This window comes from Lactobacillus sp. WILCCON 0059 (genome assembly GCF_057197985.1).
Map to the genome: position 1 here is coordinate 2,291,291 of NZ_JBUBHN010000001.1, position 19,868 is coordinate 2,311,158.

Consider the following 19,868-nt stretch of genomic DNA (forward strand, 5'->3'; position numbering starts at 1 on the left):
TTAAGATAAAAAAGTGTGTGTGTTCACACTCCTTACTTTTAATGGGAGGAATAAATCATGAAACGCCAATGGAAATTCATTGTCGTCCTGGTTCTCGGGGCGATTGGGCTGATCACTGACAATGTCCTGCACATTCCAGGAATCGCGGAAGTTCTGTTCGACATTGCTGGTGCCTACGTCAGCTTCTCCTTAGCCAAGGAAATGTTTAATGACTTGAAAGAAGGACACTGGGGCATCGACGTCCTGGCCCTGATCGCGGTCATTTCCATGATGATTACCCGGGACTACTGGGCTGAATGGATGATCCTGGTCATGTCTACTGGTGGCGAAAGCCTGGAAGACTACGCGACCGGCCAAGCCGACCGTGAACTGCGGGCCCTTTTGGACAAGAACCCGCGGGTAGCTGGCAAATTGGTTGACGGCAAGGTGGTTGAAGTAAAGGTTGACGACCTGCAGATCGGCGACCATGTTTTGATCAAGCCGGGCCAGCAGGTGCCAGTTGATGGGACTATCATCGAAGGCAGCTCTGCTTTTGACCAGTCATCCTTAACTGGTGAATCAGTGCCAGTTGACAAAACGGTCGGCGATGACCTGATGTCCGGCTCACTTAATGGTGAAACTGCCGTAACCATGGAAGTCAAGAAACTGGCCAAGGACTCTGAATACCAGTCTATCGTACAACTGGTTAAGTCCTCCGCCGCCCAGCCGGCCAAATTCGTCAAGATGGCCGACCGCTACGCCGTGCCGTTTACCATCATTTCCTTAGCTATCGGGATCATTGCCTGGGTTGCGGCCGGCGACTTCACCCGTTTCGCGGAAGTCATGGTCGTTGCTTCCCCATGTCCGCTCTTGATCGCCGCTCCAGTTGCTCTGGTAGCGGGGATGAGCTCCATGTCCAAGCACCACATCATCGTCAAGTCCGGTCCAACCTTGGAACAACTTGCCAAGGCCAAGACTTTTGCCTTCGATAAGACTGGTACTTTGACCCAGAACCAATTGGTCATCCAAGACGTTCTGCCGGAAAATGGCTTTGACAAGGAAACCATCCAAAGCTACGCGGCCAGCCTGGAACAGCAGTCCGGCCACATTATCGCCAACTCCCTGGTTCAAGGGACTGACAAGTCCATGATCCAAGCCGTAAGCAACCTGCAGGAATCAACCGGTAACGGGGTCAGCGGGACCGTTGACGGCAAGACCGTCATGGTCGGCAAGCTTTCCTACGTAGCGCCAGACGCTAACGTAAACAAGGCCAAGACTACTGCTGTCTACGTTTCTGTTGACGGCAAGTATGCCGGCTGCATCACCTTCAAGGACCAGTTGCGGCCAGAAACTCCGCAAACTTTGGCCCGCCTGCGCAAGCAAGGCGCAAAGCACATCATGATGCTGACCGGGGACAACAAGGATGTTGCCCAAGCGATTGCTGACGTGGCCGGCGTCGATGATGTCCGGGCCAGCCTTTTGCCAGCACAAAAGATTGAAGCAATCAAGAACGTGGCGCCTGAAAACCGCCCAGTCGTCATGACCGGGGACGGGATCAACGACGCGCCAAGCTTGACGGCTGCTGATGTCGGCATTGCCATGGGGGCCAAGGGTGCCACCGCGGCCAGCGAAAGCGCCGACGCGGTCATCATGGTCAACGATTTGAGCAAGATCAATGATGCCGTGGCCATTTCCAAGCACACCATGAAAGTGGCCGAAGTCGACGTCATCACTGCCATCGTAGTCGTTATCCTTTTGGAATTGGTGGCCTTCACGGGTCTTATCCCAGCCTTCTGGGGCGCTGTTTTGCAGGAAGTGGTCGACATGATCGCCATCTGCTTAGCCCTTTTGGCCAAGACCGAACCGAAGAATCCAAAACAGACCGGTTTGTAAAATTTGTCTTTTTTCCAATTTCTTGCTAAAGTATTATTAGTTAACATAACACTTTCAGAGGTTGGAGTTTCAAAACTTTCAAGAATTTGCTTCTTTGGGTCAAGAAGCTTTTTCTTGGGAGTTTTTTTGCTTGCCAGCCCTTTTTTGAAACGGAGGTCAATATGGAATTTATTGGACAACTGATACTGGTCTTGCTGATGACGACCCTGCTGGGGCAAGTCTTTGCCCGCTTCAACTGGCCCCCGGTCATTGGGCAGCTCTTATCGGGGATCCTGCTGGGACCGGCTCTTTTGGGCTGGATCCACCCTAATGAAACGATGTCGCTTTTTTCCGACATCGGGGTCATCATGCTGATGTTTTTAGCCGGGATGGAAAGCGACCTGGACCTCTTGAAGAAGTACTTTAAGATCAGCTTCACGGTGGCCACGGTCGGGGTTATCCTCCCTATCCTTTTCATTGGCGGAGCCTCCATGCTCTTCGGGATGCAGTTCCTGGAAGCCCTCTTCATCGGGATCGTCTTCGCGGCCACCAGCGTCTCCATTTCAGTAGAAGTCCTGCGTGACACCGGGAAACTCCAGACCAAGGCCGGAACGGCGATTTTGGGGGCAGCGGTGGTCGATGACATCCTGGCGGTGATCGTCCTCAGCCTCTTCACCACCTTCAGCCATGAAGGCGGCAAGTCGGGTTTGACCGACAACTTCTTCTTGAACCTGCTTTTTGAAGCCCTCTACTTTGTCTTCGTCTGGCTGGTCTACAAGTTCATCGCGCCGAAGTTTATGCAGCTGGCGGAAAAAATCAACGTCAACTACTCCGTGGTCATCGCCTCTTTGATTCTGTCTTTGGGCATGGCCTACATTGCTGAATTAGTCGGCTTGAGCGCCGTAGTCGGGGCCTTCTTCGGCGGCCTGGCCATCCGGCAGACCAAGCAGGAAGCTGAAGTCAACTCCTCAGTTTCCGCGATCGGCTACTCAGTCTTCATTCCAACCTTCTTCGTCAACATTGGCCTGTCGATGACTTTTGCCTCCATCGGCAAGGACTTCCTCTTCATCGTAGTTATGACCATTCTGGGCGTTCTGTCCAAGTACTGGGCCGGCAAGTACTCTTCAGAAGCCTTTGGCCTTAAGCCCCTGGAAGGCAGCATCGTCGGGGCTGGGATGGTCTCCCGGGGGGAAGTAGCCTTGATCGTGGCTCAGATCGGGATTGCCCACCACCTTTTTCCAAAGGACATCTACTCCAGCTTGATTCTGGTCATCATTTTGACGACGGTTATCTCCCCAATCATGCTCAACCACTACATCAAAAAAGAAGAAGCGTAAAACTAAAAAGCAGCGAAGCTTTGCTTCGTTGCTTTTTATGTATATAGATAGTTTTCTCTTTATCTTTATAGTTATCTTTTCTCTTTTTGCCTAGCCTAAAAGACTGAGCATGTTCCACATGATGTGGGTGGCCATGGAGTAGCGCAGGTCCTTGGTGGTCATGTAGACCCAGGCCAGGACTGACCCCATCATCCAGTAAACCAGGAGATATGGTGACCAGAAAGGATTGTGGGCAAAGGCAAAGAAGAAACCGGAAACCAGGATCCCAGCCCACTTGGCAACCTTGCCGGCATGGTTGAAGAGGAGGTTGAAGAACATCCCTCTGAAGATGATTTCCTCCATAACCGGGGCAACCAGGACCACCATGATATTGTAGGTCGGGCCCGCCGTCTGCTGGAGGTCGTCCAGGTTCTGCTGGTTGACGGAGACCCCGCCGCCGATCAGGTTCATCAAGAGGATGTAGAGCAGCTGCATCAAGAAGAAGCCCCCGACTGAGGTGGCCAGCTTCCGCCAATCCCAGTGGAAGTCCTGGCTGAAGCCCCATTCGTTCTTGTCATCCAGCTGCCCCTTATAGAGCCAGAAGCTGAACCAGAAGACCAGGACGGTGGAGAGGGCCAGGATGAAGGCCTCAGCCGATCCGAAGCCAAAGATGTCCGGGTAGAAGTAAAACTCCTGCAGGGTCGTGTACAGCGCGAACACGATTGCGATTTCGATCAGGTAAAAGAGATAATGCCCAATTTTTTTCACGTTTGTCACCTTGTTGTCTCAAAAAAATTCTTATCCTCTATTATAATAAAGTTTGACCAATTTTCTAAATGATATGGACGAGGACCTAAAAAATGCCATCTAGATTAAATACCCTGCTCTTTCTGTTCAGCCAGAACCGGGCTTTCAGCTACTTCACCATTTTGGTGGCGATCGCCGCGGTAACCTTTATTTTCTCCTGGCTGAGCGACCCGCGCCGCCTGATCAACGGGGTCTTTTTCACCTTTTTCATCGCTTCGCTGGGGGCCTGGTTCACCTTCCTGGTCTATGCCACCAATCTGCCCAGCTTCCGCAAGGTCTACCTCTGGGTCCTGGCGATCCTGGCAGTAACCGTGGCCGTCATCGTCTCCTTCTCCTGGATCCTGCTTTTATGGAACTCCTACGTGGTCTTGAAGCATGAGAGCCACACCCTGCCCAACCTGCTGACCTTGATCCTGGCGGTAGCCATGCTGGGCCTCTGGATCTTCATTTTCATCGGCCACTTCACCCGCAGCACGCCGACCGGCCTACGCCTCATCCTGGACATTTTCCCGACGATCGCGGTTTACTTGGCGGCCGTCATGTACAACTTCCTGGTCAACCTCCTGCTCTACCAGATAGTCCCCCGCCGCTACCACCAGAACTACCTGATCGTTTTGGGAGCGGGCCTGATCCATGGGGACCAGATTTCCAACATCCAGGCGGCCAGAATCAACCGGGCCATCCAGTTTGCCTACCACCAGCAGGAAAAGGGCCAGCCCTTGCCCAAGTTCATCATGTCCGGCGGCCAGGGCCCGAATGAAAAAATCTCTGAAGCGGCAGCCATGGCCGCTTACGCCATCAAGCGGGGAGTCCCAAAGGAACTGATCCTGCTGGAAGACCAGTCCAGAAATACCGAGCAGAACATGGAATTCTCCCAGATCGTGGCCTACAACGACTATGGCAATGACAACTTCAAGGCCTGCTTCTTTACCAGCAACTACCACGTCTTCCGGGCAGCAATTTTTGCCAAGCAGGCGGGGCTGGACGCCAATGGGATTGGCTCTTACACCCGCCCTTACTACCTGCCCAACGCGGTTTTGCGGGAATTTGCCGGGATGTTCGTCATGAACCGTCTCCGCCACTTCACCGTGATGGCCCTGATCGTGGCCAGCTACATTGCCTTGGCAATTTGCAAACTGCTAAATGTCTTTTAACTTTTTAAAATTACCTGGGAAAATCCAGGTAATTTTTTATTTTTTCTAGTATGCCCTTCCAGCTTAGAGCCATATATCTTGAGGGCATTTTGGCAAAAACAGGAATCCCGTCAAATCAACACTTTATCTAGTAGGTGGACTTTTGACACAACTACCAAATATTGATAAGATCGTAATCGTGTTAAATTTAAGGGGGATTTTATCGTGAAGAAAATCAAATTCAAGCAAGTTTTGGCCACTGGTACTGTTTTGGCAGCGGGGATTGCTTTGACAGCCTGCTCAGGGGCAAAGCAAAACGGCGGCGGCTCCAACAAGAAGAGCTCAGCCAGCGTGGCCTTGATCACTGACATTGCCGGGGTTGACGACCACTCCTTCAACCAGTCCGGCTGGGAAGGGATGGTGGCTTACGGCAAGTCCCAGGGCTTAAAGCGGGGGACCAACGGCTACCAATACTTTGAATCAAGTTCAGCTTCTGACTTTACGCCAAACATCAACCAGGCGGTTGCGGCCGGCTACAAGACTATTTTTGGCGTTGGTTACTCACTTAAGGGCGCGATTGCTTCAGCAGCCAAGAAGCACACTGACAAGAACTTCGTCATTATCGACGATGTGATCAAGGGGCAAAAGAACGTGGCTTCCGCCAACTTCAAGTCCCAGGATGCTTCCTACATGGCCGGGGTAGTTGCGGCCCGGACCACCAAGACCAACGTGGTTGGCTTCATTGGCGGGGTTCACGGGGACATCGTCGACTTGTTTGATGCTGGTTTTGCCAAGGGCGTGCAAGACACGGCCAAGAAGATGGGCAAGAAGATCACGGTTTTGAACCAATACGTCGGCTCATTTACGGCTGCTGACAAGGAAAAGTCAATTGCCAAGGCTATGTTTGCCAAGAAGGCGGACGTGATCTTCCACGCTTCAGGTTCAGCCGGCCAAGGCTTGTTCAGTGAAGCCAAGTCAGTCAACGAAGGCCTGGCTGCCAACTCCAGCAAGAAGGTCTGGGTCATCGGGGTCGACTCTGACCAGTCCAGCCTGGGCAAGTACAAGTCCAAGGACGGCAAGAAGTCCAACCTCTGCCTGACCAGCGTGATGACTGGGGTCAACGTGGCGGTCAAGGACATCGCGACCAAGGCAGCCAAGGGCAAGTTCCCGGGCGGCAAACAGCTGGTTTACGGCTTGAAGCACAACGGTGTCTACCTGACCCGGGGCTACGTGGCTGACTCAGTTTGGAAGCAGGCACAAACTGCCCGCAGCCAGATTCTGGCCGGCAAGGTTTCCGTACCAAGCCACCCAAGCAAGTAAGCAAATAAAAATCTCTGAGCGAGTAGCTCAGAGATTTTTTTGCGTATTAGGCGTTTTTTTCGCGGCTGGACTGGAGCAATACCAGGCAGAAGATGACGAGGAGGATGATGGCGCCAGCTGAGAAGTAGAGGGCCACGCTGCTCTTTACCCGGCCTTCAAAGAAGCTAAGGGCCAGGGCCATGATCAAGGTCAAAAAGATGCCCACGAAGCGGAGCAAGGCCGTGCTCCGTCCCTGGTAGGCGGCGGGAGTTTTCATGATCCGGCTGGTTTCCAGGTAGGTGTAGACGGGGATGCCGGTACCAAAAATGCTGCCAAGCAGGAGGCCGAAAACAAAGGGAGACAGCTGGCGGCCTGCCCCGCCGCTTAGGTAGGTTGCCCCTGCAGAAAGGACGATCAAGGCAAGGACAGAGAGCTTTTTGTGGCCAGCAGGCAGGCTGACCACGGCCCGGTTGAGGCCAGCACCGACAGCCACGGCTAAGATGATGCCCAGGCCAATCACCAGGATTGACTTGAACTTGGGATCATAGCGGCCGATTTTTAAAATTACCAGGCTCATGACCAGTTGGTTCCGGCAGGTAAAAAGGACTTCGGCGGCAAAGATCAAGGCAATGCCTTTTTTTAAAGACGATGCTGACTGATTCCCGGATGTCGCGGGCCAAGATGGAAAAGCTGAAGGAGGGTTGGGCATCAGCCACAACCTGGTCAGCCGGCACCCGCAGCCAGATTAAAAGGGCCAGCAGGTAAAGGGCGGCGCAGAGGTAGAGATAGTTGGGCAAAGCCACGAAGCTGAGGGTCACGAAAACCAGCAGATAACCGACAATTGAGGCGATAGAGTTCAGCGAGCTGATCCCCTGCTGCACCAAAGGAATGGCCTCCCGGTTCTCCTTGCGGACGATATAGACGGTTCTGGCGGCGTTGTCGAACTCGCTGATAACGGAAATGACAATGTCGACGACAATCAAGACGCCGATGAAGGCCGCCTTGTCCAGGTCAAAAATCAGCGGCGGAAGCAGGCAGGCTATTCCAGAAAGCAAGGTGGTGAAAAAAAGGATCCGCCAGGCACCATGCTGGTCAACGAAGCTGCCGATAGCCAGGGCAAAGGCCACGCTTACGGCAACGCTGATGTTGTTGACCAAGCTGTTGACCGCGGGGCTGGAAACATACTCCTGGACTATGAAGGACAGGGCTACGCTATAGATGCTGGCGGCCAGCATGATCATTCCTTGCGAGGAATTGAAGGGCAGGGTTGGAATTTCTTTTTTCATTGTTCACTCACCTTGCTTTAACTTTTCATTCTTTACTGAAAATATACTCTTTTTTATGCTAATGGTATCTTTTTTGGAAATGGACATAAAAAGTGCTGAGCCTTCGCTCAGCACTTTTACATTAATCAATTTTTCCCGGCTTTAACAGCCCAAGAGACCAGGAGCAGGCCAGCGAGAAACATTGCTTCTGGCAGCAGCATGCTGGATAAGTCAAAAGCAGCATCCCGCAAAAAGTAGAAGGCCAGCAAGGCGCTGATGATCAAGACGGCCGCGAAATCGCGCCAATCTTCGCTGGTGAAAGCTTGCCGGTCCTTTTTAACAAATATCATGACCAAGCCGGCAAGGCCCAGCAGCAAATAGAGAGCCGCGATCACAAAAAGTACCAGCGCCGTTTCGAACTCTTTTCTGACCAGCATCCCTTCAACCAGGAGTAGACTCCCGCTTGCCAGAAAAATCACCGCCAATTTCCGCCAGCTAAAAGTCACCGGCAACTGCTTAAAGCCGCTCAGCAGCATCCCGCAGCCGATCAACAAATTTACCCAAAACAAGCTATTCATTTCTTTCCTCCCTTTTACATCCGAACTATCCTTTCGGCCTAATCAGAATTATAGTTTCAGCGCAAAAAAGAGGGGCAAGAAATTCAAATCCAGTCATTTAACCGTCATAATCGGTCAATTCTGCTTCAGCTCCCGCAGCTGGCGGCCACAGCTCCGCGCGTATTTCAGCTTCTCCCCGTCAAATAAAGTGATAGTCCTGGCGCGCAGGTCTATCTCAGCTATATTTTTAGGATTGATCAAGCAAGATTGGGAGATTTTTAGCAAAAAATCACATTCCTGGTCAAGCTGCTTAAGGTTGCCGACAAACTCCGCCCGCAGATTTTTCGCGACTAGCTGCAGCTTATGTGGAAATGGCGTCGTCGCGACGTAGTAGACGTCATCAGTGTTGACATTTCTAAGCTGCCGGCCGACTTTATAGGTAAAAGTCTGCTTTTTGACCAAATTCAGCCGCGTAAGCCTCTCCAGTGCCAGGCGCAAAGTTGCCACAACCCTCTCCTGCAGACTATCCAAATCAGCATTTTTTACGATATAGTCCAGCGTACCAATTCTTCGCTGAAAAGTCTGCAAGGCCAGCTCCGAATGCGTGGTTACAAAAACAATCTGTCCCTGTGGGTCAAGACGCAAGAGCGCTTCAGCCAAGTCCAAGCCGTCCATTTCTGACTTGGCAAATTCAATATCCAAGAAATAGATTCCCCGCTGAACCTGCCGGTCAGCAGCGTAAGCCAAAGCTTCTTGCGGAGATCCCATTGCTGAAACAGAAACGCTTTGTCCGTAATCCTCCGCTAAAAATTCTCCCGCCAGCTTGACCGTCTTTGCCAAAGACCGAGCCTGCAACAGGTCGTCATCACATACCAGAATTTCAGTCATCTTTCCCCCTAATCACGCGATAGTCAGCGCAAAAATGAACTTGTCTCCTTCAATTCGATACTCAACAAACAAATTCGCGTATTTCTTCTGCAGCTCCTGCACATTGCTCAGCCCCAAACCCGCGTGTCCCCGCTTGCTGGTAAAGTTTGCCTGGCTGAAAACCGGTAAATCTTCCTTTTGCTGGTCACGCAGCTTGTTCTTTATGGTAAATTCCAGAGAATTTTCCTGATCCCGGTAAAACATGATCTCAACAACAGGAACCTGTCCACCAGCTTTGTATAAAATGCTTTCCTCAATGGCATTGTCAAAAGCAATCCCAACGATTCTGATCAAGTCATATACGTCAATTCCAGCTGGGACTTCGATCATCTGCCGAGCTTCGAAAACATAGCGGATTTGCTGGCGGCGGAGTTCCTGCAGCTTGGCAATCACCAAGCTCTGCAGCTGCAGGTCAGCAATCCGGTCAACGTCCTTGAACTGCCACAGTTCTTCTCTTTCCAAAATGTCATCAGAGTACTTTTTCAAGCTGTCCAAGGCAGCTGAAGCCTGGTCATTCTTTAAAGAAAGCTCCAAGCTGCGCAGCATGTTTTGATAGTCATGCTTAAAGCGCCGCAATTCTTCCTCGCTCTTTCTGACACTCTGCAGATAGCTGCGCAAGTTCTCTCTTTCCTGGTCAGCCAGCTGCCGTTCATAGTCCCGCTGATTGGCCAATAACACCAGCAGGGTCAAGCAGCCCTGCAAAAGCAGCAAGATCAAAAGGCTGGCCTCTGACCAGCCAAACAGCCACAAGCTGAAATCCCAAGCTAAAAGACTAGACAGCAGATATATTTTCAGCAGATAATCCGGCTGCTTATGCCTTTTTTCATTCAGCCGCCGCCAGCCTTCTGCCGCTAATGCCAAAACCGCGTAAGCCAGAATAAGCAGCAAAGAGCTCCTTCCAGCTTTGAGAAACGCTTGTAAAAGCAGCAGGTTCCCCAAAGCCACGCTCAAGCCATAAAACAGAAGCATTTGCCAGTTTTGCCGATGGTAAAAGTAAAAAGCCGACAGCAGCAAAACAATGTTTGCCAGATACAAGGCGACCTGCTGGTCTGCCTCTTTCGCCAGAATAAATTCAAAAGTCAAGACACCCAAGCCCGCGGCCGTCAGCAGGTCTTCTATTTTCCAACTCACATGCATTAATCTAGCCAAACTTGTCAGCTCAAACAAAGCTGAAACAGCTGCTAAAGCAATCAATACCAGCTCTTCCATTTTCACCCTTTCCTCCTCCAACAACTAATATCCGCCATCCTACTCTATTATTCTTCTTCGTTCAAGCTCTGGTAGCCGTAATTTGCCAGCTGCTGGTCAGTATCGATCACCGACATCCCCCTAACCAAACAGTAGATCAAGACCGCGTCCCGTTTTACGTTGGCATAAAGCGCACCATTATCGCTCAAAGACAGCAGTCGGTTGGTTTCAGCCAGAGACAATTTCAAGCTGAGGGCCAGGGACAAAACCTTATTCCTTGATGGCAGGCGCCGCCCCTTCAAAATCTGATAGCCATAGCTGCGTTCGATCATGGCCTCATTGAAGAGTTCGCTTTTCTTGACCCCCTTGTCTTCGATCAGCTTGTTCAAATAACCGGCAAAATTGTAATCAACCACTTGATCTAGTACATTAGAAATATGATCTGCTTTCAAAGCAGCGAGTAATTTTTCAGTTTCCATTTTTACCCCCATTGTTACCATTATGGCAGAAAGATTTTATATAAGATGAAGCAAGGAAAAATAAGTGATTACGTTAATCCTGTTCCCATTAAAATAACGGACGACAAGGCAATTTTCAAAGTTGAAAAGCTGAACCCGACGCCTTATATCGAGCGGGTCCTTCCTTTAGAGTACGCTCCCTTATATGAACAGCTGGCTGAGCTGGACACCGCGATTCCCAAGATTGTCTGCCTGGAAAAAAGCGACCGCCTGACCGTCATCGAAGAATACATCGACTCTCCCCGTCTCGACCAGTACTTAGAGACCCACAAGCTCACTTCTGCCCAGATCCACGACTTGATCTGCCAGCTGCTGGACGTCCTCGCGGTCCTGCACCAGCAGACGCCGCCGATCATTCACCGGGACATCAAGCCGGAGAATATTTTTTATGATGGCAAAAAGCTGATCCTGGCTGACTTCGATATCGCCCGGAACATGCAGAAAGATGCCGACCGCGACACCCGCGTCCTAGGGTCACTAGGCTACGCGGCCCCAGAACAATTCGGCTTCAGCCAAAGCGGGCCAGCCAGCGATTTCTATGCGGTCGGGGTCTTGATGAACGTTCTGTATACCGGCTGCCTGCCCAGCGTTCAGCTTTATCAAGGGCCTGAACGGGAAATCATTGAAAAAGCCACCCATATCAACAGCCAGAAACGCTACCAAAGCGCCCAGGAATTTAAGGACGCGATTATTGGCTTAGGTCGGTCCAGCTGGCTTTTGCCAGGCTTCCGCGGCCATCAGCCCGCCCGCATGCTTACAGCTGCTTGCGGCTACTTATTGATGCTGTTTAGTTCCTTTAATATGGACGCCAAGAGCGACTCAGCGGCTGACCGTTTCCTGCTCCGCCTGTCCTTTTTCATGGTTCTTTTCTTGATCGTCCTGTTTGCCTGCAACTACCGCAATATCAAGAGCATGTGCCTTTTCCATTCATCCAAGTCCAAATTTACCCGGGCCTGCGGGATCATCATCAGCTACCTGCTTGTGGCCACGGTTTTGACCACGGCTTTAGCCGCCTTATCGGTAGCGATTTCATCTTTTGGCCATTAGTGGGCTGCCTGCCCACCAATCCTTCTCTTTAAAAGTCTACACTTAAACTGGATGCTGACCCATGCAAGATGGAGACTTTTTTAGCTGAGAATTCTGCTTGAGCCGCTTTAGGCAAAAATGGAATGTGTGCTAGCAGACTTTCAGCTTTCAGCATCAATTAAGTCACTTGGTTAAGGAGAGGATAAGATGAAAGTAGTTGGAATTCTGTTAATCATTTTAGGCGTTATTGGTATTGCCATCGGGCTGATGATGTTCGGTGATATTGGCGTAGCATGTATTGTCGGCGCTCTTGCCGCCCTGTTGTCGGGATTCGGCTTCTTAAGCGTTAACAACAAGCTGAATAGTTCTGAGTCTTAGAGCCGGGGGGATCTTGCCATGAAGTCCAATAAAAAGCCATTTTACAAGCAATGGTGGGCTGTGACCATCGCCTTCATTTTCGTATTTTTTGTCGGCTACATCTTCGGCTCTGCCGCTTCTTCGAGTGACGACTCCAGTGACGAAGCCTCTGTAGCCAGTTCATCAAAGAGTTCTTCTAAGAGCACTACTGACGACAAGTCTTCTGGGAAAAATAATGCTAAGAAAACTCTGACTGTCAGCTATAAAAATTACGAAATTTCTTCGGAAAAGACCTTTAAGCCGAACTATACGAATAACAGCTGGGCCGGCGGCAGCGTATCTGTCGACAGCATTACTTTGTACAAGACAGCCAAGGCCTACAATTATGATAGTGCCAACGATGGCAAATTTACTATTCAAGGTTTCATGCAGATTCATTACGTAATTAACTTAAACTTCCCACACCAAAAAGAACTATGAAGCCTTGAAAACTCAATAGTTTAGCCAGTAAATATTCAATTAAGCTGCTAGTGATGGCGATAATGCCTCTTGCATGTACTTCGGGAGGCGGGAAATGAAAGCTTTGGTGAACCTTTCCATCTGCTCTTCTGTTGGTTGGAAGATCTCTTTCACACTCTCGAACATGGCTTCCACCAGGATCTGAAGCGAGTGATTGAAAGTGATGTCCGCAAGCTCGTCTACCATGCAATAAAAGAGCTCGCCTATTGTCCTATCGTCTTCATCGTCTCGCTTCTCAACTGACATGAACATGTAGCGCAGAAAGACGAAAGCCGTATGGGCAGTCAATGCATCATATGAGAGTCCATGGTATTCAGTGCCAAGCTTCAAGAAGCTCTTGCAGGTCTTGAAGAAGACCTCGATGTCCCATCTTTTGCCGTAAATTCTGATGATCTCATTTTCATCGATCGTCATGTCCGTACAAATAAGAGCGATCCAGTCTTTGCGGTTGGAGCGATTTCTCACACAGACTATTCTGGCATCAATCTGGGCACCATCTTTGGCAGGATCTCCAACCTTTACAGGGACGGACAGGAGATATCTTGAGCGACCTCTACGCTTCTTGCATGCGTTGAAGATCTGCTTGACGTTCATCCGCTTTCCTTCGAACTCGTATGTGATCTTGGAGCTTTTCTTCACCATGGCGATTACGTTCAAACCACGTTGACTGATTTGGACAATCTGATGCGGATTGGAAAACCAAGTGTCAAACATGACGTACTTGGCAGTGAGCCCTGCTTTCAAGGCTTGATCGAGCAGCTGGATAACTACATCGGTCCCCTTTGATTGGGCCATAATCCGCCTCTTGGCCGCAATTGTGCGCTTGTCGATCTTCTTGGTTGTCCCGATGACATTCTGATCGTTCTTTGAGGACAGGAGAGATGAAGCGATTGGGACGAAGGAGGATCCATCAGTCCAACCCATGGTCATCATCCGAAACCCCTTCTTGTAGGTCATCGAAACGTGGTCGAATACTTTGGCAGCCAGCTCAGTCTTCTTGTATCCAGTTCTGGAGTAGAGCGAATCGTCAAAGACGAAGCAATCCGCACGTTGGTCAGAGGTCAGATCTTTCAGATGCCCATTGACGATCCTCTCAGCTAGCAGAATAGTGAAGCGAAGCCAGTTGATATGTGGGTTCTGCATGAATCGATAGTAGGTATTTTTGGAGAAGCCAGCAGTACACTTGCCAGACTTCTGTTGCATGTACATGCTTCTGTCTCGAAACACATTACTGAAGATGTATGAAAGGATCGACCAAAGCGGGACTCCTTTGGACTTGCGGAGCCCAGATCTGCGGAGAAGCTCCATAACTTTGTAGTCCTTAAAGAACTTTTCAACAGAGCGGGCAATTTTAGGTTCGTTTTCAGTATCGAATGATGGTAAACTAGACATAGCACAAGCCTTTCGTTTGATATTGATGATGTTTTGGTCGACTTAATTATATCAAGCGAACGAAGGCCTTGTGCTTTTTTGTTGGCAAAACTATTGAATTTTCAAGGTACTAGCCCACTTTTGCAAGTGGGAAGTTTAAGTAATTAAGACCAAAGCTGATGTTTCAGTTTACCCGACTCAAGGAACATATATCTACTCCAATGGTGAACAGCACGGAGCAGATTCCACTGAAAGTTGGGATGGCGATATTTCAAAGAACGTAACAAAGCAAGGAACAGTAACTGTCCCAGTCGAAAAGATTTCAAACGTCAACAGTGTCCGCGTGAAATTTGACGCGAGTGGCCAAGACTTTAGTGATGATTCTTTAGACCACGATTTTGATTTCACTATCACTTTGTCCTAACAGACAGCTTGATCTTTAAGAAATTTGGTTGGCGAAGCAAAGACTTCCGCCAAAAAGTTGCAGCTGCAGTACAAGACCTCAATTTGGAACGACAATACGGTTAAATTCAAGCTCAAATAAACCGCGAAAGCGAAGCCTGCGAGAGCCAGGTTTCGCTTTTTTGTTAACCGCTATCAAAAAGCAGTTCGGAATTTCGTTTATGTTGTTGCTTTTTTCTGTTTTTACACTATAATAAACTAAGATAAAAATAAACATCTTTCGCGATTGTCACACAAACATTCGTGTTGTAACGGAGGAAATCACGTGTCTGTTTCTAAATTTAAAAAGTTAGCAACCATCGCTACTGCTGCTGTTTCAGTTTCAGTTCTGCTGACTGCCTGCCAAGGCAAGAAGTCATCATCTTCAACTGGTACTAAGACCACCAAGCACAGCATCGCGCTTATCACTGACAACAACGCCATTGACGACCACTCCTTCAACGAAGCTGCCTGGAATGGTTTCAAGGCCTTCGGTAAGAAGCACGGTCTGAAGCAAGGCAAGGGTGGCTACCAATACTTTGAATCTTCATCAGCCGCCGACTTTACTCCTAACGCCAACGAAGCTGCCAGCTCCGGCTTTGAAACCATCTTCGGTGTCGGCTACCAACTGACCAGCGCCATCAAGTCCGCTGCCAAGAAGAACCCTAAGAAGAACTTCGTGATCATCGACGACGTGATCAGCGGCCAAAAGAACGTTGCTTCAGTTACCTTCGAAAGCAACCAAGCATCATACCTTGCTGGTGTCGCTGCTGCTTACACTACCAAGACCAACCACGTAGGTTACATCGGTGGTGCCAAGTCAGCTACCCTGGAACTGTTCGAAGCCGGCTTTAAGCAAGGTGTTGAAGCAGGTGCCAAGGCTTTGGGCAAGAAGATCAAGGTTGACGATCAATACATCGGTAACTTCACTTCAACTGACAAGGCCAAGTCAATCGCTCAATCAATGTACGCCAGCGGCGCGGACATCATCTACCACGCAGCCGGCAACGCTGGTAACGGGGTCTTCACTGAAGCCAAGGACATCAACAAGAACCGCAAGGCTTCCAAGAAGGTTTGGGTCATCGGTGTTGACGTTGACCAATCAAACCTGGGTAGCTACACTTCCAAGGACGGCAAGAAGAGCAACTTCGTTCTGACTTCAGTTCTGAAGGGCCTGGACGTTGCTGTTGAACGTCTTGCTGAAAAGGCATACCAAGGCAAGTTCCCAGGCGGCAAGCACTTTGTCTACACTCTTGAAGGCAATGGTGTTTCTGTAACCAAGGGCAACATCGACTCCAAGACTTGGAGCAAGGTTCAAGCAGCCCGCAAGCAAATCTTGAACGGCAAGGTTAAGGTTGCTGAAAGCGTAAGCGACTTGAAGTAATCTCAAACAGCAGATTTTTTAAAGGTACTCATCATTCGATGAGTGCCTTTTTTCTTCGCCCTTGCGTTATAATTATATTAAGAAAGCGCTTTTATAAAAGAGGTGACAACCATGCTCAAACAGCTACGTAACACACTGTTTGCCTTAACTTTTTCGCTAGGCTTTTCTGCTTTAATTGCAAACACTGTGCAGGCCGCATACGATACGCCCTACCTAAAAGGCCAAGTCGTACTGCAGTTAAACTGTAACAGCTATGTCTATGACCGTTATGGCAACCGGATGCCTTGGTTTAACGGGCTTTATGGTCCCCTCGGCTATCTAAAGAAGGGCAGTTACGTCTACACAACCAGAAAAAAGGTTGAACGGACAGACAAAGACGTCCGCTATTATTTCCTCCATAGTACAAAATATCATACCTATGAAATTGACAAAAAATACTGGCTGCCTTATAAGAAAATCAATGGCCACTACTTTTACTACATTGGCCATGGAGCCTATATTAAAGCCAGAAACGTTTCAGAGATCAACAACCATTCTCAATATTCAAATGGCGAAAAAGCCATGATTGATGAAACTACATACGCATTTAAATTTAACAGCAAAACCAAGAAAATCACTAATCTTAAAAAGAAATATAAATACGGTGATTACGTCATGGTCGATGGCCTTAGGCAATTCACTGACAGTGATGGATTTCCTTTCTGGGATGCCGACCAGCCATACTATGCACGTTTAAAAGGCACCGGTCATGGCTATACAGGAACGTATATCCTTTTGGGCAATTTACGAAAAAAAGATAGCGATATATTTTTTTGGGACATCGAAGAAGATAACCATCCTAACTATCGAATCAACATACTCGATATCAATTGGCAAGAAAGCAAGTATAAAAAAGCTGAGAAAGCTAAGACTCAAAAGAGTAAGCAAGACGACTGATCTATACTAATAAGTCACCTTATCGTGACTTATTCTGTTTTCTCGAACACTTGTTGCCTTAACTAAACTTTTGTGCTAAAATTACATTGTACCCGGCAGAAGCCAGTGTACAAATTTATGATAGGAGGACTAATTTTTATGGTTAAATTTAAAGAAACCACGAGCATTTCGCTCAAGAAGACAGTAGAGCTGAATCCACACCATCATTCAGCCGTTCAAAAAGCTAATGTTGGTTCAACTTACATTTATTGCCTTCAGTTGAGAAACAAGCAAGAAGACACCTACGTCGTACGCGGTAAAACTGGTGATATGACTGAGACCATCTTACACTTGAGTGATGTCGCTGCAGGCCACACGCAAACTTGGGAAGTCAACAGCTGTAAAAATATATAGTCAAAAATAGCAATTAAAGACTACTAATGCTTATTTGTAGTCTTTTATATTCTAGGTCATGTTATCAATGTATTTGGACGAGCTGTTGTGATATAATACGGCTAGACGCGAACGTAAGATCGTAAAAAGAAAGTCGTTTCCAAAAATGACCAGAAAAAAGAGAAGAAACCAAACTAAGACAGTCAGAGCTTATACTGTAAAGTTAACTGGTGACGAACTAAAAGAATTGGATGAGCTGTTCACTGCTTACGGCAAATGCAGAAAGAAAAAGCAGTTTAAGCTGACAGGACCATACTGCTATGCCAATAAGAAGAAACGCGGCGATATCCAGCTCATTCTTGATCGAGACAAGAAGCGGCTGGAAGTTCATCGTGCTATTAAAGCTGTTGCTCATGAGATCCGCAAGCCACGGAAGAAACTGGGTATGGACAAGGGATTGGCAACTCTCATCTCATGCAGCAGTGATCAAGAATATGGAGCAGATTTCAGCAAGCTGGTAGGTGCTGAAGTTGAGCGGATCAATAACCGCAATACAAATCGTAATGAGTACATACAGTCAGCTAAGGAATTAAGAGAAGAAAAGTCTGCTTTGCAAGAAAAGTTAGCCAAGGATTATTCAGCTAAGACAAAGAAACGTATCAAACACCGCATTGGAAGTCTTGAGCGCCAAATTGCTCGTCTTGAAGAACACCATCTTGGCAACAAGCTCTACCACCGCCAACACGAAAGAAAGCAACGCAATATGGAGCGGGTGATAAACACAAGCATTAGACAGATGCTTGTGGCAGAAGATCCAGATGTTCTTGTCAAGGAAGATCTGACTTTTGCTAAGGAAAAGTTGCCTAAAGCATCAAACCGCTATGAAGCAAAAGTGAGACGGAAGTTATCGTCATGGACTAAAGGAAGACTGGATAAACGTATCGAGTATTTATGCGGCAGTCTGGGAATTCAAACCATTGACGTTAATCCAGCATATACGTCTCAGTTCTGTCCAAGATGTGGTGCACATTTCAGTGAAAGAAAAGGCGCACATCATGAAATGGCTGTCTGTCCAAATTGTGGAGAAATGAACGCAAATACAGCCGCAGCGGTAAATATTTTGCAAAGAGTGGATGACAAAGAAATAACGAAATACATGCCATACAAGAATGTTAAGTTGATTCTTGAAGACCGTTACGCAAACAAACAGTTAGTGATGGCATAGTCCATCAATCAAAGCGTCACAAGCGTGGGTTCGTCCCTGCTTCAAGTCATGGACTGGGCGCTGCCCTAGAGCCTCGGCACTAGGGAAACTTAGGATATATTCCTGCCCGTTTTGTGAGACTGAGCTTTCGGGTTCTGTTAAGCAAAATATGGCGAACTCTTTGACTGTGCGTATGATAAAAGTATCAGAAGCTAAGGGAAACTTTAGTGGAGGTACATACAACTGAGCGCACAAGGCATTTCCCCGTGAAAAAGCCTAAAAAATCCTCTAGCTTCAGCTAGAGGACAAGAATATGTTCATTAGTGTTCACTTGAATATTAATGGATATGTTTTTGAATTCGGAATATGCTGGTATGGCGAACAAGTGGTTCATTGGTGTCAAGAAAACAAATACCCGTAAGAACAAATGGGATAAGCAAATCGCCCGTGTCGATATCAAGGCGCAAAAAGGAAGTCACAGCAGTCATTCAGACTTTCCCCGCTTAGCTTACCTCAACCGTGCGGGCAGTCATCCATATCCCGGAAAGGATTTTGTCAGAGCAGAAGCTGCCGTATCACCAAACCATCAAAAGTTTCTCTTAGCAACCATCGATTCTTCTGGCAACGGCTACTTCACAATCTACTCTCTGAGTACAATTAACAAGGCTTTGGACCAAGTTGCCTCACTTAGCGATGGCAATAACTACGTTAATATGGGTAACATCGCCTATCTTGAGTCGTTCTATTACCCTAACTTAAGCAGCTTAATCAATTCCTACCAAGGCTTTGATATGGATGATTACGGCAACATCTATATCTCTAGTCAATTGGCTCCAAAATATAAAGACAAAAAATGGACAACCCACCACAAGCAGATCATCAAGATCCCAACCAACAAGCGGTCCTTTGCAGACCAGTGGATCAGCGTCAACTTGAGTGATTGGGGCAAGATCGACCACAAGGGCTATCATTCTGAAGTCGAAGGCTTGCAAGTCATCGGTGAAGATCATGTTTATCTCACCGTTGCCTATCACGCATTAGATTCAAACGGCGATCCTTGCACTGCGTACAACAATCTCTACGAAATTTCCTGGTAAAAATTAATTAACTAACTTTCCTGATTCGTTAATTTTGCCAAGAACACAAAGGCACTCATCATTCGATGGGCGCCTTTTTCTTAACGGTTATAACTTGCAACAAAAAAGGCAGCCTCGCGGCTGCCCTAGATTAGCTAACTTTCCTGATTCTCTAATCTGCTACTAATTGTATCACAACTATCTTAAACTTCCCAGTCCAGGAACTGGTCTATACAAAGTTACTACTTTGTTCGTGAATCAACCGTTTTCCTAGCCACTAAAAAATTTTTTCTCCAAATTTGTCCAAAAAAGCGAATATTC

The 19,868-nt window shown here is 48.1% G+C and carries 20 protein-coding genes, 1 pseudogene and 1 other annotated feature; of the genes and pseudogenes, 13 read left to right on the forward strand and 8 right to left on the reverse strand.

Annotated features, from left to right (window positions below):
* Nucleotides 1-57: 57 nt before the first annotated feature.
* Both ACYVUT_RS10760 and ACYVUT_RS10765 read left to right on the forward strand, forming a co-directional pair.
* On the forward strand, nt 58-1,872 hold the full coding sequence (locus ACYVUT_RS10760) for a heavy metal translocating P-type ATPase (RefSeq protein WP_439775191.1): 1,815 nt from the start codon (nt 58-60) through the stop codon (nt 1,870-1,872).
* 59 nt (nt 1,873-1,931) lie between these two features.
* Nucleotides 1,932-1,980: a sequence feature (sodium ion sensor (DUF1646 type); this cis-regulatory element may regulate processes involved in with the transportation of sodium ions), on the forward strand.
* 53 nt (nt 1,981-2,033) lie between these two features.
* Complete coding sequence (locus ACYVUT_RS10765; protein ID WP_439775192.1) at nt 2,034-3,188, forward strand: cation:proton antiporter; 1,155 nt, start codon at nt 2,034-2,036, stop codon at nt 3,186-3,188.
* A 90-nt stretch (nt 3,189-3,278) separates the two neighbouring features.
* On the opposite strand, the gene ACYVUT_RS10770 is transcribed toward ACYVUT_RS10765, so the two are convergent.
* Nucleotides 3,279-3,935, reverse strand: a complete 657-nt coding sequence (locus tag ACYVUT_RS10770) for a CPBP family intramembrane glutamic endopeptidase (protein ID WP_439775193.1) — start codon at nt 3,933-3,935, stop codon at nt 3,279-3,281.
* Between the two features lie 92 nt (nt 3,936-4,027).
* Between ACYVUT_RS10770 and ACYVUT_RS10775 the strand changes: the two genes are divergently transcribed.
* Both ACYVUT_RS10775 and ACYVUT_RS10780 read left to right on the forward strand, forming a co-directional pair.
* Nucleotides 4,028-5,128: a YdcF family protein gene (locus ACYVUT_RS10775; RefSeq protein ID WP_439775194.1), complete on the forward strand. Its 1,101-nt coding sequence runs from the start codon at nt 4,028-4,030 to the stop codon at nt 5,126-5,128.
* A 204-nt stretch (nt 5,129-5,332) separates the two neighbouring features.
* A complete protein-coding gene (locus ACYVUT_RS10780; RefSeq protein ID WP_300617656.1) occupies nt 5,333-6,427 on the forward strand; it encodes a BMP family lipoprotein in 1,095 nt (364 codons plus the stop codon).
* A gap of 46 nt (nt 6,428-6,473) precedes the next feature.
* Here the strand turns inward: ACYVUT_RS10780 and ACYVUT_RS10785 are convergent, their stop codons facing one another.
* From ACYVUT_RS10785 to ACYVUT_RS10810, 6 genes are all read right to left on the reverse strand, one after another.
* Nucleotides 6,474-6,983 carry a hypothetical protein gene (locus tag ACYVUT_RS10785; RefSeq protein WP_439775196.1) on the reverse strand — a complete coding sequence of 170 codons (510 nt, stop codon included), beginning with the start codon at nt 6,981-6,983 and terminating at the stop codon, nt 6,474-6,476.
* Complete coding sequence (locus ACYVUT_RS10790) at nt 6,949-7,692, reverse strand: MFS transporter (RefSeq protein ID WP_439775197.1); 744 nt, start codon at nt 7,690-7,692, stop codon at nt 6,949-6,951. Before ACYVUT_RS10790 ends, ACYVUT_RS10785 begins: the two co-directional genes overlap by 35 nt.
* 125 nt (nt 7,693-7,817) lie before the next feature.
* The gene (locus tag ACYVUT_RS10795; RefSeq protein WP_439775198.1) at nt 7,818-8,249 is read right to left on the reverse strand and encodes a hypothetical protein; all 432 of its coding nucleotides are present in this window, start codon (nt 8,247-8,249) and stop codon (nt 7,818-7,820) included.
* A gap of 114 nt (nt 8,250-8,363) precedes the next feature.
* A complete protein-coding gene (locus ACYVUT_RS10800) occupies nt 8,364-9,116 on the reverse strand; it encodes a LytR/AlgR family response regulator transcription factor (protein WP_439775199.1) in 753 nt (250 codons plus the stop codon).
* A gap of 12 nt (nt 9,117-9,128) precedes the next feature.
* Nucleotides 9,129-10,364: a GHKL domain-containing protein gene (locus ACYVUT_RS10805; protein WP_484499359.1), complete on the reverse strand. Its 1,236-nt coding sequence runs from the start codon at nt 10,362-10,364 to the stop codon at nt 9,129-9,131.
* Nucleotides 10,365-10,411: 47 nt separating this feature from the next.
* On the reverse strand, nt 10,412-10,822 hold the full coding sequence (locus ACYVUT_RS10810) for a hypothetical protein (protein ID WP_439775201.1): 411 nt from the start codon (nt 10,820-10,822) through the stop codon (nt 10,412-10,414).
* 45 nt (nt 10,823-10,867) lie between these two features.
* On the opposite strand from ACYVUT_RS10810, the gene ACYVUT_RS10815 reads away from it, so the two are divergent.
* The 3 genes from ACYVUT_RS10815 to ACYVUT_RS10825 all read left to right on the forward strand — a co-directional run bounded on the left by ACYVUT_RS10815 (nt 10,868) and on the right by ACYVUT_RS10825 (nt 12,724).
* Nucleotides 10,868-11,908 carry a serine/threonine protein kinase gene (locus ACYVUT_RS10815; protein WP_439775202.1) on the forward strand — a complete coding sequence of 347 codons (1,041 nt, stop codon included), beginning with the start codon at nt 10,868-10,870 and terminating at the stop codon, nt 11,906-11,908.
* Between the two features lie 186 nt (nt 11,909-12,094).
* Nucleotides 12,095-12,265, forward strand: coding sequence for a hypothetical protein (locus ACYVUT_RS10820; RefSeq protein ID WP_002878348.1), 171 nt, complete (start codon nt 12,095-12,097; stop codon nt 12,263-12,265).
* An 18-nt stretch (nt 12,266-12,283) separates the two neighbouring features.
* Nucleotides 12,284-12,724 carry a hypothetical protein gene (locus ACYVUT_RS10825; RefSeq protein ID WP_484502026.1) on the forward strand — a complete coding sequence of 147 codons (441 nt, stop codon included), beginning with the start codon at nt 12,284-12,286 and terminating at the stop codon, nt 12,722-12,724.
* 39 nt (nt 12,725-12,763) lie between these two features.
* Here ACYVUT_RS10825 and ACYVUT_RS10830 read toward each other — a convergent pair whose 3' ends face one another.
* Nucleotides 12,764-14,155, reverse strand: coding sequence for an IS4 family transposase (locus tag ACYVUT_RS10830; RefSeq protein ID WP_484499835.1), 1,392 nt, complete (start codon nt 14,153-14,155; stop codon nt 12,764-12,766).
* Nucleotides 14,156-14,579: 424 nt separating this feature from the next.
* Here ACYVUT_RS10830 and ACYVUT_RS10835 point away from each other — a divergent pair.
* From ACYVUT_RS10835 to ACYVUT_RS10860, 6 genes and pseudogenes are all read left to right on the forward strand, one after another.
* Nucleotides 14,580-14,678, forward strand: a pseudogene (locus ACYVUT_RS10835) (DUF4352 domain-containing protein); the annotation flags it as partial.
* 183 nt (nt 14,679-14,861) lie between these two features.
* A complete protein-coding gene (locus tag ACYVUT_RS10840; RefSeq protein WP_201331776.1) occupies nt 14,862-15,959 on the forward strand; it encodes a BMP family lipoprotein in 1,098 nt (365 codons plus the stop codon).
* 111 nt (nt 15,960-16,070) lie between these two features.
* Nucleotides 16,071-16,895 carry a hypothetical protein gene (locus ACYVUT_RS10845; RefSeq protein ID WP_439775205.1) on the forward strand — a complete coding sequence of 275 codons (825 nt, stop codon included), beginning with the start codon at nt 16,071-16,073 and terminating at the stop codon, nt 16,893-16,895.
* A 138-nt stretch (nt 16,896-17,033) separates the two neighbouring features.
* Nucleotides 17,034-17,288 (forward strand): hypothetical protein, encoded by a 255-nt coding sequence (locus ACYVUT_RS10850; RefSeq protein WP_484502027.1) that lies wholly within the window; start codon nt 17,034-17,036, stop codon nt 17,286-17,288.
* A 118-nt stretch (nt 17,289-17,406) separates the two neighbouring features.
* Nucleotides 17,407-18,492 (forward strand): RNA-guided endonuclease TnpB family protein, encoded by a 1,086-nt coding sequence (locus ACYVUT_RS10855; protein WP_484502057.1) that lies wholly within the window; start codon nt 17,407-17,409, stop codon nt 18,490-18,492.
* 353 nt (nt 18,493-18,845) lie between these two features.
* The gene (locus ACYVUT_RS10860; protein WP_484500867.1) at nt 18,846-19,568 is read left to right on the forward strand and encodes a helveticin J family class III bacteriocin; all 723 of its coding nucleotides are present in this window, start codon (nt 18,846-18,848) and stop codon (nt 19,566-19,568) included.
* Nucleotides 19,569-19,868: the final 300 nt, after the last annotated feature.

Coding starts and splice junctions, on each gene's coding strand:
- ACYVUT_RS10760 (WP_439775191.1), top strand. CDS start 58: ATGAAACGCCAATGGAAATTCATTGTCGTCCTGGTTCTCGGGGCGATT.
- ACYVUT_RS10765 (WP_439775192.1), top strand. CDS start 2,034: ATGGAATTTATTGGACAACTGATACTGGTCTTGCTGATGACGACCCTG.
- ACYVUT_RS10775 (WP_439775194.1), top strand. CDS start 4,028: ATGCCATCTAGATTAAATACCCTGCTCTTTCTGTTCAGCCAGAACCGG.
- ACYVUT_RS10785 (WP_439775196.1), bottom strand. CDS start 6,983: ATGAGCCTGGTAATTTTAAAAATCGGCCGCTATGATCCCAAGTTCAAG.
- ACYVUT_RS10790 (WP_439775197.1), bottom strand. CDS start 7,692: ATGAAAAAAGAAATTCCAACCCTGCCCTTCAATTCCTCGCAAGGAATG.
- ACYVUT_RS10795 (WP_439775198.1), bottom strand. CDS start 8,249: ATGAATAGCTTGTTTTGGGTAAATTTGTTGATCGGCTGCGGGATGCTG.
- ACYVUT_RS10800 (WP_439775199.1), bottom strand. CDS start 9,116: ATGACTGAAATTCTGGTATGTGATGACGACCTGTTGCAGGCTCGGTCT.
- ACYVUT_RS10805 (WP_484499359.1), bottom strand. CDS start 10,364: ATGGAAGAGCTGGTATTGATTGCTTTAGCAGCTGTTTCAGCTTTGTTT.
- ACYVUT_RS10810 (WP_439775201.1), bottom strand. CDS start 10,822: ATGGAAACTGAAAAATTACTCGCTGCTTTGAAAGCAGATCATATTTCT.
- ACYVUT_RS10815 (WP_439775202.1), top strand. CDS start 10,868: ATGAAGCAAGGAAAAATAAGTGATTACGTTAATCCTGTTCCCATTAAA.
- ACYVUT_RS10820 (WP_002878348.1), top strand. CDS start 12,095: ATGAAAGTAGTTGGAATTCTGTTAATCATTTTAGGCGTTATTGGTATT.
- ACYVUT_RS10825 (WP_484502026.1), top strand. CDS start 12,284: ATGAAGTCCAATAAAAAGCCATTTTACAAGCAATGGTGGGCTGTGACC.
- ACYVUT_RS10830 (WP_484499835.1), bottom strand. CDS start 14,155: ATGTCTAGTTTACCATCATTCGATACTGAAAACGAACCTAAAATTGCC.
- ACYVUT_RS10845 (WP_439775205.1), top strand. CDS start 16,071: ATGCTCAAACAGCTACGTAACACACTGTTTGCCTTAACTTTTTCGCTA.
- ACYVUT_RS10850 (WP_484502027.1), top strand. CDS start 17,034: ATGGTTAAATTTAAAGAAACCACGAGCATTTCGCTCAAGAAGACAGTA.
- ACYVUT_RS10860 (WP_484500867.1), top strand. CDS start 18,846: ATGGCGAACAAGTGGTTCATTGGTGTCAAGAAAACAAATACCCGTAAG.